Below are 13,292 nucleotides of genomic sequence, written 5' to 3'. Positions count from 1 at the left end.
CGTCACCGACGTCGGCGGCCAGAACTCGCACACGGCCATCGTCGCGCGCAGCCTGGACATCCCGGCCGCCGTCGGCATGTCGCAGGCGTCGACGCTGATCGACCAGGACGACTGGCTCATCATCGACGGCGACGCCGGCGTGGTGATCGCCAATCCGAGCGCGCTGGTGCTGGAGCAGTACCGCGAGCGCCAGGCCGCCATGCAGCGCGCCCGCAAAAAACTCAACAAGCTGAAAAAGACGCCGGCCGTCACCAAGGACGGCACCCACATCACGCTGCTGGCCAATATCGAACTGCCGGAGGACTGCCCGGCCGCGATGGAGGCGGGCGCCAACGGCGTCGGCCTGTTCCGCTCCGAATTCCTGTTCATGGGCCGCAACAAGATCCCGTCGGAGGACGAACAGTTCGAGCAGTACAAAAAAGCGGTGGTGGCCATGAAGGGCCGGCCGGTGACGATACGCACGCTCGACATCGGCGCCGACAAGCCGCTCGACCAGGCCGACCACACGGCGCTAAACCCGGCGCTGGGCCTGCGCGCCATCCGTTACTGCCTGTCCGAACCGCAGCTGTTCCTGACGCAGCTGCGCGCCATCCTGCGCGCGTCCGCCTTCGGCAAGGTGCGCATCCTGATCCCGATGCTGGCCCACGCCTTCGAGATCGACCAGTCGCTGGCCATGATCGCCCAGGCCAAGGCCGAGCTGCGCGAGGCCCACCTGAAGTTCGACGACGGCATCGACGTCGGCGCCATGATAGAAATTCCGGCCGCCGCGCTGGCGCTGCCGATGTTCGTCAAGCGCATGGACTTCCTGTCCATCGGCACCAACGACTTGATCCAGTACACGCTGGCCATCGACCGCGTCGACTACGAAGTGGCGCACCTGTACAATCCGCTCCATCCGGCGGTGCTGCAACTGATCGCGATGACGATAGCGGCCGGCCACAAGGCCGGCATCGACGTCGCCGTCTGCGGCGAAATGGCGGGCGACATCAAGCTCACGCGCCTGTTGCTGGGCATGGGCCTGCGCGAGTTCTCCATGCATCCGGCGCAGCTGCTGTCGGTCAAGCAGGAGATCCTCAACAGCGACCTGGCGCTCATCATGCCGCAGACCCGCAAGATCATGCGCTCGATGGAACCGAACGTCATCGCCGAGGCGGTGCGCCAGCTACAGTCGATGTGACGCCGCAACCGCAATAATCGCAATAAACCGCAGTAACCGCAACAACGTTATAAACGATATAAATGGTATAAACCATTTATATCGGCAAGCCTGCGGAACCCACCCTCGCGGTTCCGCATCGATCACTGGCCCGTGGGGCCGCCCCCAATCAAGCACGACCACGACATGTCATCCATAGGAACCGTCACACCACAAACCATGCATTTTTCACAAGCGCTGCCGCTGCAATCGGGCGCCGCGCTGCAAGACTACATGCTGATGTACGAAACCTACGGCACCCTCAACGCCGACAAATCGAACGCGGTGCTGGTCTGCCACGCGCTCAACGCCTCCCACCACGTGGCCGGCACCTACGACGGCGACCCGGCCACCGCCGGCTGGTGGGACAATATGGTCGGACCCGGCAAGCCGGTGGACACCGACCGTTTCTTCGTCATCGGCGTCAACAACCTCGGCTCCTGTTTCGGCTCGACCGGTCCCATGCACCTCAACCCTGCCCGCGGCAAGCCCTACGGCGCGGCCTTCCCCGTGGTGACGGTGGAAGACTGGGTCGGCGCTCAGGCGCGCCTGGCCGACCAACTGGGCATCGCGCGATTCGCAGCCGTCATGGGCGGCTCGCTGGGCGGCATGCAGGCGCTCGCCTGGAGCATCATGTACCCGGACCGGCTGCGCCACTGCGTGGTGATCGCCTCGACCTCCAAGCTGTCGGCGCAAAACATCGCCTTCAACGACGTCGCGCGCCAGGCCATTTTGTCCGACCCCGATTATCGCGGCGGCGATTTCTACGAACACGGCGTGGTGCCGAAAAACGGCCTGCGCGTGGCGCGCATGGTCGGCCACATCACCTATCTGTCGAACGACGACATGGCCGAAAAATTCGGCCGCAAGCTGCGCGACGTCGCCAGCAGCGACATCGGCGACTACAAATTCGGCTTCGGCGTCGACTTCGAAATCGAATCCTATCTGCGCTACCAGGGCGACAAGTTCAGCGCGTACTTCGACGCCAACACCTATCTGCTCATCACCAAGGCGCTCGATTATTTCGATCCCGCGCGCGCCCACGGCGGCGACCTGACCAAGGCGCTGGCCGGCACCACGGCCAAGTTCTTCCTCGCCTCGTTCACCACCGACTGGCGCTTCTCGCCCGAGCGCAGCCGGGAAATCGTGCAGGCGCTGGTCAGCAACCGGCGCCAGGTCACCTATGCCGAAATCGACGCGCCGCACGGCCACGACGCCTTTTTGCTCGAAGACCCGCGCTACATGAACATGGTGCGCGCCTACTATGACCAGATATGGAACGACATCGGCGGCGCACCAAACCACGCGGCCAACCACGCAGTCAGCAACGCAGTCAGTAAAGGCAAGGCATGAACTTCACCCAATTAAGCACGGCCCGTCCCGACCTCGCCTTCATCGCGCACTGGGTGCCGAACAACGCCCACGTGCTCGATGTCGGCTGCGGCGACGGCGTCATGCTCGACTATCTGCAAAGCGATAAATCGTGCAGCGGCTACGGCATCGAAATCGCCGACGACAAGGTCCTCGACAGCACCCGGCGCGGCGTGCAGGTGATCCAGCAGGACATGGAAAAAGGCCTGGCCATCTTCAACGACAATTCCTTCGACACGGTGCTGTGCCTGTCGTCGCTGCAGATGATGAAGCATGTCGAGCCGCTGCTGCGCGACATCGTCCGCGTCGGCAAGGAGGCCATCGTCTCCTTCCCCAACTTCGCCTACTGGCCGCACCGCGTGGCGCTGCTGACGGGCCGCATGCCGGTGTCGAAATCGCTGCCCTACCAGTGGTACGACACGCCCAACGTGCGCTGCGCCACCATCACCGACTTCCACGAGCTGGCCGAGGAATGCGGCCTTGAAGTGATCGAATACGTGGCCCTGGCCGAAGGCCGCATCGTCTCCTTCCTGCCCAATCTGCGCGGCGACCTGGCCGTGTTCCGGCTGCGTAAAAAGGGCGCGCACCGATGACGCCTTCGCCGCACACCGCCACCACCTGGCGCACCTACGCGAACGGCCGCATGGCCGCGATCCTGTTCCTCGGCTTCAGTTCCGGCCTGCCGCTGTACACGCTGATCTACCTGATGCAGGCCTGGCTGGCCAAGGCCGGGCTGGATGTGAAGGCGCTCGGTCTGTTCGCCCTCGTCACGTTCCCGTACACCTTCAAGTTCCTGTGGGCGCCGCTCATGGACCGCTACAGCGTCGGCACGCTGGGCCGCCGGCGCGGCTGGATGGCGCTGACGCAGCTTGGCCTGTTCCTGACGATGGGCGGCATGGGCATGCTCGATCCGAAGTCCCAGCTTGGATTGGTCGCGCTGTTCGTCGCCGCCGTCGCCTTTCTGTCGGCCAGCCAGGACGTCGTCATCGACGCCTACCGCCGCGAGATTTTGTCGGACCCCGAACAGGGACTGGGCGCGGCCGTCATCGTCAACGCCTACAAGGCGGCGGGCCTGGTGCCGAGCGCGATCGGCCTGGTGCTGGCCGACCACCTGCCGTGGCAAACCGTGTTCTGGATCGTCGCCGCCTTCATGCTGCCCGGCCTGATATGCACGCTGCTTGTCAAGGAACCCGCCGTCTATGGCGAGCCGCCGAAGAACCTGGAACAGGCCATCGTGCTGCCGTTCCGCGAATTCGTGCTGCGCGACGGCTGGCGCAAGGCCGCGCTGATCGTCGGCTTCGTGCTGCTGTATAAACTCGGCGACAGCATGGCGACGGCGCTGTCGACCAAATTCTTCCTCGACCTCGGCTTCAGCACCCGGCAAATCGGGCTGGCGGCCAACGCCACCGGCCTGTGGGCCAGCCTGGCCGGCGGCATCGTCGGCGGCGTGTGGATGGTCAAAATCGGCATCAACCGCGCGCTGTGGGTGTTCGGCGTGCTGCAAGCGTTCGCCGTGCTGGGCTTCGCCTGGCTGGCCTACGTGGGGCCGGATACGATGGTGCTCAGCGCCGTCTTCGGCTTTGAATCGTTCGCCAGCCTGGGACTGGGCGCGGCCGCGCTGGTCGCCTTCATTTCGCGCTCGACCGATCCGCGCTACACGGCCACGCAGTACGCGCTGTTCTCCAGCCTCGCCGCCGTGCCGCGCACCTTCATCAACGCCTCGGTCGGTTTTATCGTGGCCGAAACGGGCTGGTTCAAATTCTTTATCCTGTGCTTCGTGCTGGCGATACCGGCCATGCTGATGCTGCCGAAAATCGCGCCATGGCATGCGGATAAGCGACCGGCACAATAACCCGCAAAATAATCCGCAAATGACCCGAAAAATCCAGGCCACGACGGCGCCGCCGCTGCCGATACGCGACGGCGTCGCGCCCAGCTACCTGTGGCTGCCGGAAGGCCAGTGGCCGGACATGATCTCTTTTCTCGCCCAGCATTTTCCGGCGGTGAGCGAGGCCTCGTGGCGCGAACGCATGGCGCGCGGCGATGTCGTCAACGGCGACGGCGCACCGCTCCATCCGGCCAGCGCCTACCGGCGCGGCATGCGTATTTTTTACTACCGCGAGCTCGAACACGAGACGCCGATTCCGTTCCAGGAGGAGGTGCTGTTCCAGGACGAGCATCTGGTGGTGGTCGACAAGCCGCACTTTTTGCCGACGATACCGACTGGCCGCTTCGTGCAGGAGACGCTGCTGGTGCGCCTGAAGAAAAAACTGGGCCTGCCGGAGCTGACGCCGATCCACCGCCTCGACCGCGAAACGGCCGGCGTCGTGATCTTCTCGTGCAAGCAGGGTAGCCGCGGCGCCTATCAGTCGCTGTTCCAGAAGCGCGTCATCGAAAAGGAATACGAGGCGCTGGCCGCGCCGCTGCAAGATCGCAGCTTCCCGTTCACCTACCGCAGCCGCATGGTCGACGGCGATAAATTCTTCCTGATGAAAGAGGAGGAGGGCGAGCCGAATTCGGAAACCATCATCGACGTGATCGAGCGGCGCGGCGAGCTGACCCTGTACCGGCTGTACCCGCACACGGGCCGCAAGCACCAGCTGCGCGTGCACCTGGCGTCGCTCGGCATCCCCATCGTCAACGACGCGTTTTATCCGGTCGCGCTGCCGTGCAAGGAAGACGACGTGTCGCAGCCCTTGAAGCTGCTGGCGCGCTCGATTTCCTTCATCGATCCCTTGAGCGGCGAGTGGCGGTCGTTCTCCAGCCGCCGCCAGCTTTGACGCCGGCGCCGATGAGGACTGCGATTACGCCGAGTAGTCGATAATCAGCGGCGCGTGGTCGGAGAAGCGTTCATCCTTGTAGATGCCGACCGTGTGCGCCTTGCCGGCGATGCCGGGCGTGGCGACGTGATAGTCGATGCGCCAGCCGACGTTCTTCGCATAAGCCTGTCCGCGATTGCTCCACCAGGTGTACTGCTCCTCGCGCTTGTCGATGCCACGGTGGACGTCGACGAAGCCGACTTCATCGAACACGCGCGTCAGCCACGCGCGTTCTTCGGGCAGGAAGCCGGAGTTCTTCTTGTTGCCCTTCCAGTTCTTCAAATCGATTTCGTGGTGGGCGATATTCCAGTCGCCGCAGATGACCACTTCGCGGCCTTCGGCGCGCAGCGACTGCAAATGCGGCAGGAACAGTTCCATAAAGCGGAACTTGGCCTCCTGGCGTTCCGGTCCCGAGGAGCCGGACGGGCAGTACACCGAGATGATGGTCAGGTTGCCGAAATCGCAGCGCACGTAGCGGCCCTCGGCGTCGAACTCCGGGCTGCCGAAGCCGATGTAGACCTGGTCCGGTTCGATCTTGCTGTAGACGCCAGTACCGGAATAGCCTTTTTTCTCGGCGTAGTGGAAGTGGCCGTGATAGCCGTGCGGGTTGAGGAATTCCGGCGTCATGTCGGCCGCCTGCGCCTTCAGTTCCTGCACGCAGATAAAGTCGGCGTCGGTGTTGCCCATCCATTTGAAGAAGCCCTTGGTGGCGGCGGAACGGATGCCATTCAAATTGGCGGAGATAATTTTCGGCATAGTGGCTCAAGAGAAGAGGGCAGCTGCGCTGCAGGACCGCGATAGTTTATCGCGTTTCGGGCGCGTGCGGGCGGGTTTGCCGGCGGCCCGCAATGGCGTGACCCCGATGATGCGGCGCCGGCCCATCGCGTTTATTTGTCGCCATCGCGCGCGGGGATTAAAATACAGGCACTTTTCTGAAATGAGACATTATGAGCACACTACGTCAAGAATTCATCGCCTTCTCGGTCGCCAGCGGCGTGCTGCGCTTCGGCGAGTTCACCACCAAGGCCGGGCGCCAGTCGCCGTACTTCTTCAACGCGGGTCTGTTCCATGACGGCGCCACGCTGGCGCAGCTGGCCCAGTTCTACGCCCGGACGCTGCTCGATTCCGGCGTCGAATTCGACATGCTGTTCGGCCCCGCCTACAAGGGCATCACGCTGGCCTCGGCCACCGCCGTCGCGCTGGCCGGCAAGGGCCGCAACACCTCCTTCGCCTTCAACCGCAAGGAAGCCAAGGACCACGGCGAGGGCGGCACCATCGTCGGCGCCAAGCTGTCCGGCAAGGTCGTCATCATCGACGACGTGATCTCGGCCGGCACCTCGGTGCGCGAATCGGTCGACATGATACGCGCCGCCGGCGCCGAACCCTGCGCGGTGCTGATCGCCCTCGATCGCATGGAACGCTCGGGCCAGGACGGCGCGCTGTCGCCATCGTCGGCCGTGCAGGAAGTGAGCCGGCAGTACGACATCCCGGTGATCTCGATCGGTAACCTCGACGATTTGTTCGGCTACCTCAATGGCGCCGGCGCCGATCCGCAACTGCTGCAGCACAAGGACGCGGTGGCCGCCTACCGCAGCCGCTACGGCATCGCCGAGGCTTGATTGTGATGTAAAACGGTCGCGCGCCGTCGCGGTGTTGGACTTTGAAGTTGCTTTGGTATAACCTTTTGCCGGGAGACCGCAAGGGCAGGCATTTTTTGACATCGGCGTAGACCGGATAAAGGCTGAACCATGAACATCGCAACTTTGAAAGTACACGGCGACATCGCGGGACTGGCGGACGTGCGCGACGGCTTGCCGACGGAGCCAGACAGCGCGTGGGACAAGGGCGATCCGCGTCCCGATGGGCGGGTGCGCATCGATTCCGGCTTCTACGTCGGCATCGGCACCGACAAGAACCCCGATGCGCTGCTCAAACTGATCCGCGTCTACCTCGCCGAATGCCGTTCGCGCGGCATCCACTTCGAGCGCGTCGACGTCGACGCCGAACTGCGCATCGCCATCACCGAAAGCGATCCCACCGCACCGACGCTGGACTTCTCGCTTGCCGACCTGAAGGTGCTGACCGAAATGGGCATCTCGCTCAGCATCAGCTCCTGAGCTTTAAGCTTGCGCCGATTTGCGCTAAGCTGACGGTTTGCTAAAAACACAAGGGGAGCAGCCATGCGGTTTTCGGAAGACCGGCTCGCCGGCCTCGATGTCGGCGGCGGCGTCGCGCGCACCATCCACGTGTGGGAACCCGCAGCGCCGCGCGCCGTGCTGCTGGCGCTACACGGCGGCATGGCCCACGCCGGCGACTACGTCACGCCGGCGCTGTACTTCCGCGGCCACGATATCGCCACCGTCAGCTACGACCTGTGCGGCCACGAAAAGGCGCGGCGCGTCGACATCCCCGGCTTCGACGTTTTCCTCGACGAGAGCACGCTGCTGCTGCAATGGGTGAAAACGCATTATCCGGGCCTGCCGATATTCGTCATGGCCCATTCGATGGGCGCGCTGATCGCCACCCACCTTGGCCTGGGCCGCTGGCGGGACGACAGCGCCATCAACGGTTATATTTTGTCGTCGCCCTACTACGTCAACGCGATCGAAGTGGCGCCGCTGCTGCTGGCCGTATCAGGCGTCCTGGCCCGGCTGCTGCCGCGCATGAAGGTGCCGCTGGCGTCGCAGACGCATTTGCTGACCCACGACGCCGCCATCACCGCGCGCCACTACGCCGATGAACGCGACCACACCCGCGCCACCGAAGTGACGGTGCGCTTCGGCCACGCGCTGACGCAGGCCCAGGCCGGCCTGGCGGCGAGGATGGCGGCGTGGCGCCATTCGGTGTTCGCCGTCGTCGCCGGCGACGACCGGCTGGCCGACGCCGGGGCCGGCGCCGCGATGCTGCAATCGATCGCCCCCGGCCTGCTCGAATACCACTACTACCCGGACAACTTCCACGAGAATTTCAATGAGCTCAATCGCGAACGGATTTTCGCCGACGCGCTGCGCTGGATGGCGGCGGTCATCGCATAGTCCTTGCACTTGCGGGAGGCCGGCTTACCATTGTATGGTTCCATCCTATTGTGCGTGACCGGAAAGGGAGAGCATATGCCCGACATTACCCATTTTCTGCGGGTCCAGGCGTCGCCCGAGGATGTCTACGTGGCGCTGACGACGACCGAGGGCATCCGCCACTGGTGGACGCGCGACGCCAGCGTCGAAGCGGAGCTGGGCGGCACCGGCGAGTTCGCGTTTCATCACCGCGACGCGGTCACCAAGGTGCAGGTCGACGAATTGCAGCCGGCGCTCAGCGTCGGCTGGACCACGCTGTCGTCGAACGCGCCGGGCGGCTGGGACGGCACCACCATCCATTTTGAATTGCGGGAGGACGGCGCCGGCACCGGAGTGTCGTTCGCCCACCGCGGCTTCGAGGAGGAGAACGACGGCTATCGGCGCGTGACCGACGGCTGGGAACATGATCTGGCCAGCCTGCGCGCCTATCTGGAAACGGGCAACGGCACGCCGCACGACGAATAAGCCGGGTCGCGCTGTGCGTGATTTATATAATTTATATTGTTTATATCATTACTCGGCGCCGCTGCGCCGGCCGCGCGCCCGCGGCGGCCGGCGCGGTACGGATTACAGCGCGGTGCGGCCGCCATCGACGCCGAAGCTCTGGCCGGTGATGTAGGACGCCTTGTCGGAGCCGATGAAGACGACGGCTTGCGCGATTTCCTCGACGCGGCCGACGCGGCCCATCGGCACGCTGCCGGCCATGTAGGCCATGCCTTCGGCGCTGCCGCCGGTGAAGCGCGACAGCATGCCCGTTTCGATCGGGCCTGGCGCCACGGTGTTGACGCGCACGCCGGAGCCGGTCACTTCCAGCGCGGCCGACTTGGTCAAGCCTTCCACGGCGAACTTGCTGGCCGCGTAGACGGAAGCGCCGGCCGCGCCGACCACGCCGTAAGCCGACGAGATGTTGACGATGCTGCCCTTGCCCTGTGCCTGCATGACGCGCAGTTCGTGCTTCATGCTCAGCAACACGCCCAGCACATTGGTGTCGAAGGTGGCGTGATAGCTTTCGGCGGTCTGTTCGACCACGGGACCGGGCTGGCCTTCGGTGCCGGCGTTGTTGACGGCGATGTCGATGCGGCCGAAGCGGGCCACGGTCTGGTCGACCAGATTGCGCACGCTGTCATCGTGACGCACGTCCGAATTGATGTATTCCGCTTGCGCGCCCAGTTCCTTGAGTTCGCGCACCAGCGCGGCGCCGACGTCGTCGCGTCGGCCCGACACAACGATGCTGGCGCCGTCGCGGGCGAAAGCCAGCGCGGTGGCGCGGCCGATGCCGGTCAGGGCGCCGGTGATTAAAACGACAGGTTGGGCGGTGGTGGTGGTCATGGCAGATTCCTTAAGTTGAGGGTGCATCAGTCGATGCAGTGGAATCAGTATGTACGAACGTATTATTCAAGTCAATAAAAATATGTACGTATGTATTAAATTTATTGAAGCGTGCCAAACGAGATGCAATGGCGATTGTGGTGTAGTCGCAATGTGACTACAATTGATCGTCAATATTTACTTTCCATCAGCAATTCAGGAGCAGTTCATGACTACCGCCAGTACTTACGTCCGCGCGCGGATCGATACGGCCACGAAGAAGCGCGCTGCCGACGCACTTGAAGAAATGGGACTGTCCATCTCCGACGCAATCCGTTTGCTGATGGTGCGTATCGCCGATGATCGCCGCTTGCCGTTCGAGATTAAGGCTCCCAGTGTGGTCACGAGCGAGGCCATCGCTGAACTGGAGAGTGGAAAGGGCAAACGATTCGTTAGTGTTGAAACGCTGATGGATGACTTGAATGCGGACGATTGATCGGTCATCTGCATTCAAGCGCCTTGCCCGGCTTGGATCGCATAGCCTGCTATTTGACTGACGTAAAAAAGGACGCGGCAGCGTCCTTTTTGTTGTGGCAGCGATGCTCTTAACCGGCCAGCTTGGCCTTGAGCAGCTCCGTCAGCTGGGCCGGATTGGCCTTGCCGCGCGAGGCCTTCATGGCCTGGCCGATCAGCGCGTTGAGGGCCGCTTCCTTGCCGGCGCGGTACTGCTCGACCGATTTCTCGTTGGCCGCGATCACCTCGTTGACGATGGCTTCCAGCGCGCCGCTGTCGGAAATCTGCTTCAGACCCTTCGCTTCGATGATGACGTCGACCAGCTTGTCGTCGGCCGATTTGGCTTCCCACATGCCGGCGAAAACTTCCTTGGCGATCTTGTTGGAGATGGTGCCGTCGGCGATCCGCTTGAGCATCAGCGCCAGCTGCGCGGCCGACACGGGCGCGTCGGCGATGTCGACGCCTTCGCGGTTGAGCGTCGAGGCGACGTCGCCCATCAGCCAGTTGGCGGCGGCCTTGGCGTTTTCCTTGCCGGCGACGGCGACCACGGCGACGAAGTAATTGGCCAGCGCTTGCGACGACGTCAACATCAGCGAGTCATATTCCGACAGCGCGTATTCGCCGACGAAGCGCGCGCGCATCGCCGCCGGCAGTTCCGGCATCGCCGCTTGCACGCGCGCGATCCACTCTTCCGAAATGGTCAGCGGCGGCAGGTCCGGGTCGGGGAAGTAGCGGTAATCCTGCGCGTCTTCCTTGCTGCGCATGGAGCGCGTTTCCTTCTTGTCCGGATCGTACAGGCGCGTGGCCTGCTGCACGGTGCCGCCGTCCTCGATCAACTCGATCTGGCGCCGCACTTCCACGTGCACGGCTTCCTCGATGAAGCGGAAGGAGTTCAGGTTCTTGATCTCGCAGCGGGTGCCCAATTCCTTCTGGCCCTTGGGACGCACGGAGACGTTGACGTCGCAGCGGAACGAGCCTTCCTGCATATTGCCGTCGCAGACGCCGAGCCACATCACCAGCGAGTGCAGCGCCTTGGCGTAGGCCACCGCTTCGGCGGCGCTGCGGATCTCCGGTTCGGAGACGATTTCCAGCAGCGGCGTGCCGGCCCGGTTCAAGTCGATGCCGGTCATGCCCTGATAGTCTTCGTGCAGCGATTTGCCGGCGTCTTCTTCCAGGTGGGCGCGCGTCAGGTTGACGGTCTTGGTGACGAACTGGCCATCCTTCTCGTAGCCGAAAGTGAGGGACCCGCCCTGCACCACCGGATCTTCAAACTGGGAGATCTGGTAGCCCTTCGGCAGATCCGGATAGAAGTAGTTCTTGCGTGCGAAGATGGACTGCGGCGCGATCCTGGCGCCGACCGCGAGGCCGAAGCGGATCGCCCGTTCGACGGCGGCCTTGTTCATCACCGGCAGCACGCCCGGCAGCGCCAGATCGACCGGGCTGGCCTGCGTGTTGGCGTCGGCGCCGAACTTGATCGGCGAACCGCTGAAAATTTTTGATTCGGTCGTGAGCTGCACGTGGTTCTCAAGACCGATGACGACTTCCCATTCCATATTGGTGTTCTCGCTGATGTATTCGTGATTGGATAAGGGGGGCTTAAACGCCGGCCGGCGCGCGCGTGTGCCAGTCGGTGGCCTGCTGGAACTGGTGCGCCACGTTCAGCAGCCTGGCTTCGCCGAAGTAGTTGCCGATGATTTGCAGGCCCACCGGGCGCTTCGCGTTCTTCTCGCCCTGGCCGAAGCCGCAGGGGATGGACATGCCGGGCAGGCCGGCCAGGCTGGTCGACAGCGTGTAGATGTCGGCCAGGTAGTTGGCCACCGGGTCGTCGGTCTTGTCGCCCAGATCCCAGGCCACGGTCGGCGCGACCGGTCCCATGATGACGTCGCAGACGGCGTCCGGGCCGTTCAGCACCGCCTCGAAATCCTGCGCGATCAGGCGGCGGATTTTTTGCGCCTTCAGGTAGTAGGCGTCGTAATAGCCGTGGCACAGCACATAGGTGCCGACCATGATGCGGCGCTGGACTTCCGGGCCGAAGCCTTCGGCGCGGGTTTTCTTGTACATGTCCGACAAGTCCTTGTACTGCGCGGCGCGGTGGCCGTAGCGCACGCCGTCGAAGCGCGACAGGTTGGACGAGGCCTCGGCCGGCGCGATCATGTAATAGGCCGGAATCGACAGCGCCGTATTCGGCAGCGAGATGTCGACCAGCGACGCGCCCAGTGCCACGAACTGCGCCAGCGCGGCGCGCACGGCCTGTTCGACGTCCTGGGCCAAACCTACACCGAAGTATTCGCGCGGCACGCCGATGCGCAGGCCGGTCAGCGGCTTATCGAGATCGCGCGTGAAATCTTCCGTGATGCCGCCCTGTTCCGGCGTCAGGCTGGTCGAATCGCGTTCGTCGAAGCCGGCCATGGCCGACAGCAGCAGCGCGCAGTCCTCGGCCGATTGCGCCATCGGGCCGCCCTGGTCCAGCGACGAGGCGAAGGCGATCATGCCGAAGCGCGACACGCGGCCGTAGGTCGGCTTGATGCCGGTGATGCCGCAGAAGGCGGCCGGCTGGCGGATCGAGCCGCCGGTGTCGGTGCCGGTGGCGGCCGGCGCCAGGCGCGCGGCCACGGCGGCGGCCGAGCCGCCGGACGAGCCGCCCGGCACGGCGCTTTTATCCCACGGATTCTTGACCGCGCCGAAGGCCGAGTTCTCGTTGCCGGAGCCCATGGCGAATTCGTCGCAGTTCAATTTGCCCAGCGTGACCATGCCGGCGGCGCGGAATTTTTCAACCACGGTGGCGTCGAAGGGGCTGACGTAATCGGCCAGCATTTTCGAGCCGGCGGTGGCGCGCCAGTCGCGCGTCACAAAAATGTCCTTGTGCGCGATCGGCACGCCGGTCAGCGGCGTGGCGGTGCCGGCGGCGATGCGGGCGTCCGCCTCGGCGGCCTGCGCCAGCGTCAGCGCGCGGTCGACGTGCAGGAAGGCGTTCAAGTCGCTGGCCTCGATGCGGTCGAGGAAGTGGGTCGC

At 64.1% G+C, this 13,292-nt stretch carries 14 protein-coding genes; 10 read left to right on the top strand and 4 right to left on the bottom strand.

The window, feature by feature from the left end; translation table 11 throughout:
- From ptsP to Q0S71_RS15905, 5 genes are all read left to right on the top strand, one after another.
- Positions 1-1,177, top strand: a 1,177-nt coding sequence (gene ptsP / locus Q0S71_RS15925; protein ID WP_295997687.1) for a phosphoenolpyruvate--protein phosphotransferase, incomplete at its 5' end; no start/stop codon positions are given.
- A 165-nt stretch (positions 1,178-1,342) separates the two neighbouring features.
- The gene (locus Q0S71_RS15920) at positions 1,343-2,548 is read left to right on the top strand and encodes a homoserine O-acetyltransferase (RefSeq protein ID WP_295997684.1); all 1,206 of its coding nucleotides are present in this window, start codon (positions 1,343-1,345) and stop codon (positions 2,546-2,548) included.
- On the top strand, positions 2,545-3,159 hold the full coding sequence (metW, locus tag Q0S71_RS15915; protein WP_295997681.1) for a methionine biosynthesis protein MetW: 615 nt from the start codon (positions 2,545-2,547) through the stop codon (positions 3,157-3,159). The genes Q0S71_RS15920 and metW overlap by 4 nt, the downstream gene beginning before the upstream one ends.
- Positions 3,156-4,418, top strand: a complete 1,263-nt coding sequence (locus Q0S71_RS15910; protein ID WP_295997678.1) for an AmpG family muropeptide MFS transporter — start codon at positions 3,156-3,158, stop codon at positions 4,416-4,418. The genes metW and Q0S71_RS15910 overlap by 4 nt, the downstream gene beginning before the upstream one ends.
- A gap of 19 nt (positions 4,419-4,437) precedes the next feature.
- Complete coding sequence (locus Q0S71_RS15905; RefSeq protein ID WP_295997675.1) at positions 4,438-5,346, top strand: pseudouridine synthase; 909 nt, start codon at positions 4,438-4,440, stop codon at positions 5,344-5,346.
- Positions 5,347-5,370: 24 nt separating this feature from the next.
- Here the strand turns inward: Q0S71_RS15905 and Q0S71_RS15900 are convergent, their stop codons facing one another.
- Complete coding sequence (locus tag Q0S71_RS15900) at positions 5,371-6,141, bottom strand: exodeoxyribonuclease III (RefSeq protein WP_295997672.1); 771 nt, start codon at positions 6,139-6,141, stop codon at positions 5,371-5,373.
- 191 nt (positions 6,142-6,332) lie between these two features.
- On the opposite strand from Q0S71_RS15900, the gene pyrE reads away from it, so the two are divergent.
- The 4 genes from pyrE to Q0S71_RS15880 all read left to right on the top strand — a co-directional run bounded on the left by pyrE (position 6,333) and on the right by Q0S71_RS15880 (position 8,924).
- Positions 6,333-7,004 carry an orotate phosphoribosyltransferase gene (pyrE, locus tag Q0S71_RS15895; protein ID WP_295997669.1) on the top strand — a complete coding sequence of 224 codons (672 nt, stop codon included), beginning with the start codon at positions 6,333-6,335 and terminating at the stop codon, positions 7,002-7,004.
- 129 nt (positions 7,005-7,133) lie between these two features.
- The gene (locus Q0S71_RS15890; protein WP_295997665.1) at positions 7,134-7,502 is read left to right on the top strand and encodes a hypothetical protein; all 369 of its coding nucleotides are present in this window, start codon (positions 7,134-7,136) and stop codon (positions 7,500-7,502) included.
- Positions 7,503-7,565: 63 nt separating this feature from the next.
- Entirely contained in the window at positions 7,566-8,420 is an 855-nt protein-coding gene (locus Q0S71_RS15885; RefSeq protein WP_295997663.1) for an alpha/beta fold hydrolase, read from the top strand.
- 75 nt (positions 8,421-8,495) lie between these two features.
- Entirely contained in the window at positions 8,496-8,924 is a 429-nt protein-coding gene (locus Q0S71_RS15880; protein WP_295997661.1) for an SRPBCC domain-containing protein, read from the top strand.
- A gap of 102 nt (positions 8,925-9,026) precedes the next feature.
- On the opposite strand, the gene Q0S71_RS15875 is transcribed toward Q0S71_RS15880, so the two are convergent.
- On the bottom strand, positions 9,027-9,788 hold the full coding sequence (locus Q0S71_RS15875; RefSeq protein WP_295997658.1) for a glucose 1-dehydrogenase: 762 nt from the start codon (positions 9,786-9,788) through the stop codon (positions 9,027-9,029).
- Between the two features lie 208 nt (positions 9,789-9,996).
- Here Q0S71_RS15875 and Q0S71_RS15870 point away from each other — a divergent pair, with 208 nt between their 5' ends.
- Positions 9,997-10,263 carry a type II toxin-antitoxin system RelB/DinJ family antitoxin gene (locus Q0S71_RS15870; RefSeq protein ID WP_295997656.1) on the top strand — a complete coding sequence of 89 codons (267 nt, stop codon included), beginning with the start codon at positions 9,997-9,999 and terminating at the stop codon, positions 10,261-10,263.
- A 109-nt stretch (positions 10,264-10,372) separates the two neighbouring features.
- Here Q0S71_RS15870 and gatB read toward each other — a convergent pair whose 3' ends face one another.
- Both gatB and gatA read right to left on the bottom strand, forming a co-directional pair.
- Complete coding sequence (gene gatB / locus Q0S71_RS15865; protein WP_295997691.1) at positions 10,373-11,851, bottom strand: Asp-tRNA(Asn)/Glu-tRNA(Gln) amidotransferase subunit GatB; 1,479 nt, start codon at positions 11,849-11,851, stop codon at positions 10,373-10,375.
- A 25-nt stretch (positions 11,852-11,876) separates the two neighbouring features.
- Positions 11,877-13,292: Asp-tRNA(Asn)/Glu-tRNA(Gln) amidotransferase subunit GatA (gatA, locus tag Q0S71_RS15860; RefSeq protein ID WP_295997652.1), on the bottom strand; the 1,416-nt coding region annotated here is incomplete at its 5' end.

The sequence above is a fragment of the Rugamonas sp. genome, assembly GCF_025354735.1.
Classification (GTDB): Bacteria; Pseudomonadota; Gammaproteobacteria; order Burkholderiales; family Burkholderiaceae_D; genus Rugamonas.
Note: the sequence above shows the minus strand (reverse complement) of the source record. Positions and strands in the feature narration are given on the sequence as shown.

Bases quoted from the DNA above. Each gene is read 5' to 3' on its own strand.
- Q0S71_RS15920 (WP_295997684.1), top strand. From the start codon at position 1,343: ATGTCATCCATAGGAACCGTCACACCACAAACCATGCATTTTTCACAA.
- metW (WP_295997681.1), top strand. From the start codon at position 2,545: ATGAACTTCACCCAATTAAGCACGGCCCGTCCCGACCTCGCCTTCATC.
- Q0S71_RS15910 (WP_295997678.1), top strand. From the start codon at position 3,156: ATGACGCCTTCGCCGCACACCGCCACCACCTGGCGCACCTACGCGAAC.
- Q0S71_RS15905 (WP_295997675.1), top strand. From the start codon at position 4,438: ATGACCCGAAAAATCCAGGCCACGACGGCGCCGCCGCTGCCGATACGC.
- Q0S71_RS15900 (WP_295997672.1), bottom strand. From the start codon at position 6,141: ATGCCGAAAATTATCTCCGCCAATTTGAATGGCATCCGTTCCGCCGCC.
- pyrE (WP_295997669.1), top strand. From the start codon at position 6,333: ATGAGCACACTACGTCAAGAATTCATCGCCTTCTCGGTCGCCAGCGGC.
- Q0S71_RS15890 (WP_295997665.1), top strand. From the start codon at position 7,134: ATGAACATCGCAACTTTGAAAGTACACGGCGACATCGCGGGACTGGCG.
- Q0S71_RS15885 (WP_295997663.1), top strand. From the start codon at position 7,566: ATGCGGTTTTCGGAAGACCGGCTCGCCGGCCTCGATGTCGGCGGCGGC.
- Q0S71_RS15880 (WP_295997661.1), top strand. From the start codon at position 8,496: ATGCCCGACATTACCCATTTTCTGCGGGTCCAGGCGTCGCCCGAGGAT.
- Q0S71_RS15875 (WP_295997658.1), bottom strand. From the start codon at position 9,788: ATGACCACCACCACCGCCCAACCTGTCGTTTTAATCACCGGCGCCCTG.
- Q0S71_RS15870 (WP_295997656.1), top strand. From the start codon at position 9,997: ATGACTACCGCCAGTACTTACGTCCGCGCGCGGATCGATACGGCCACG.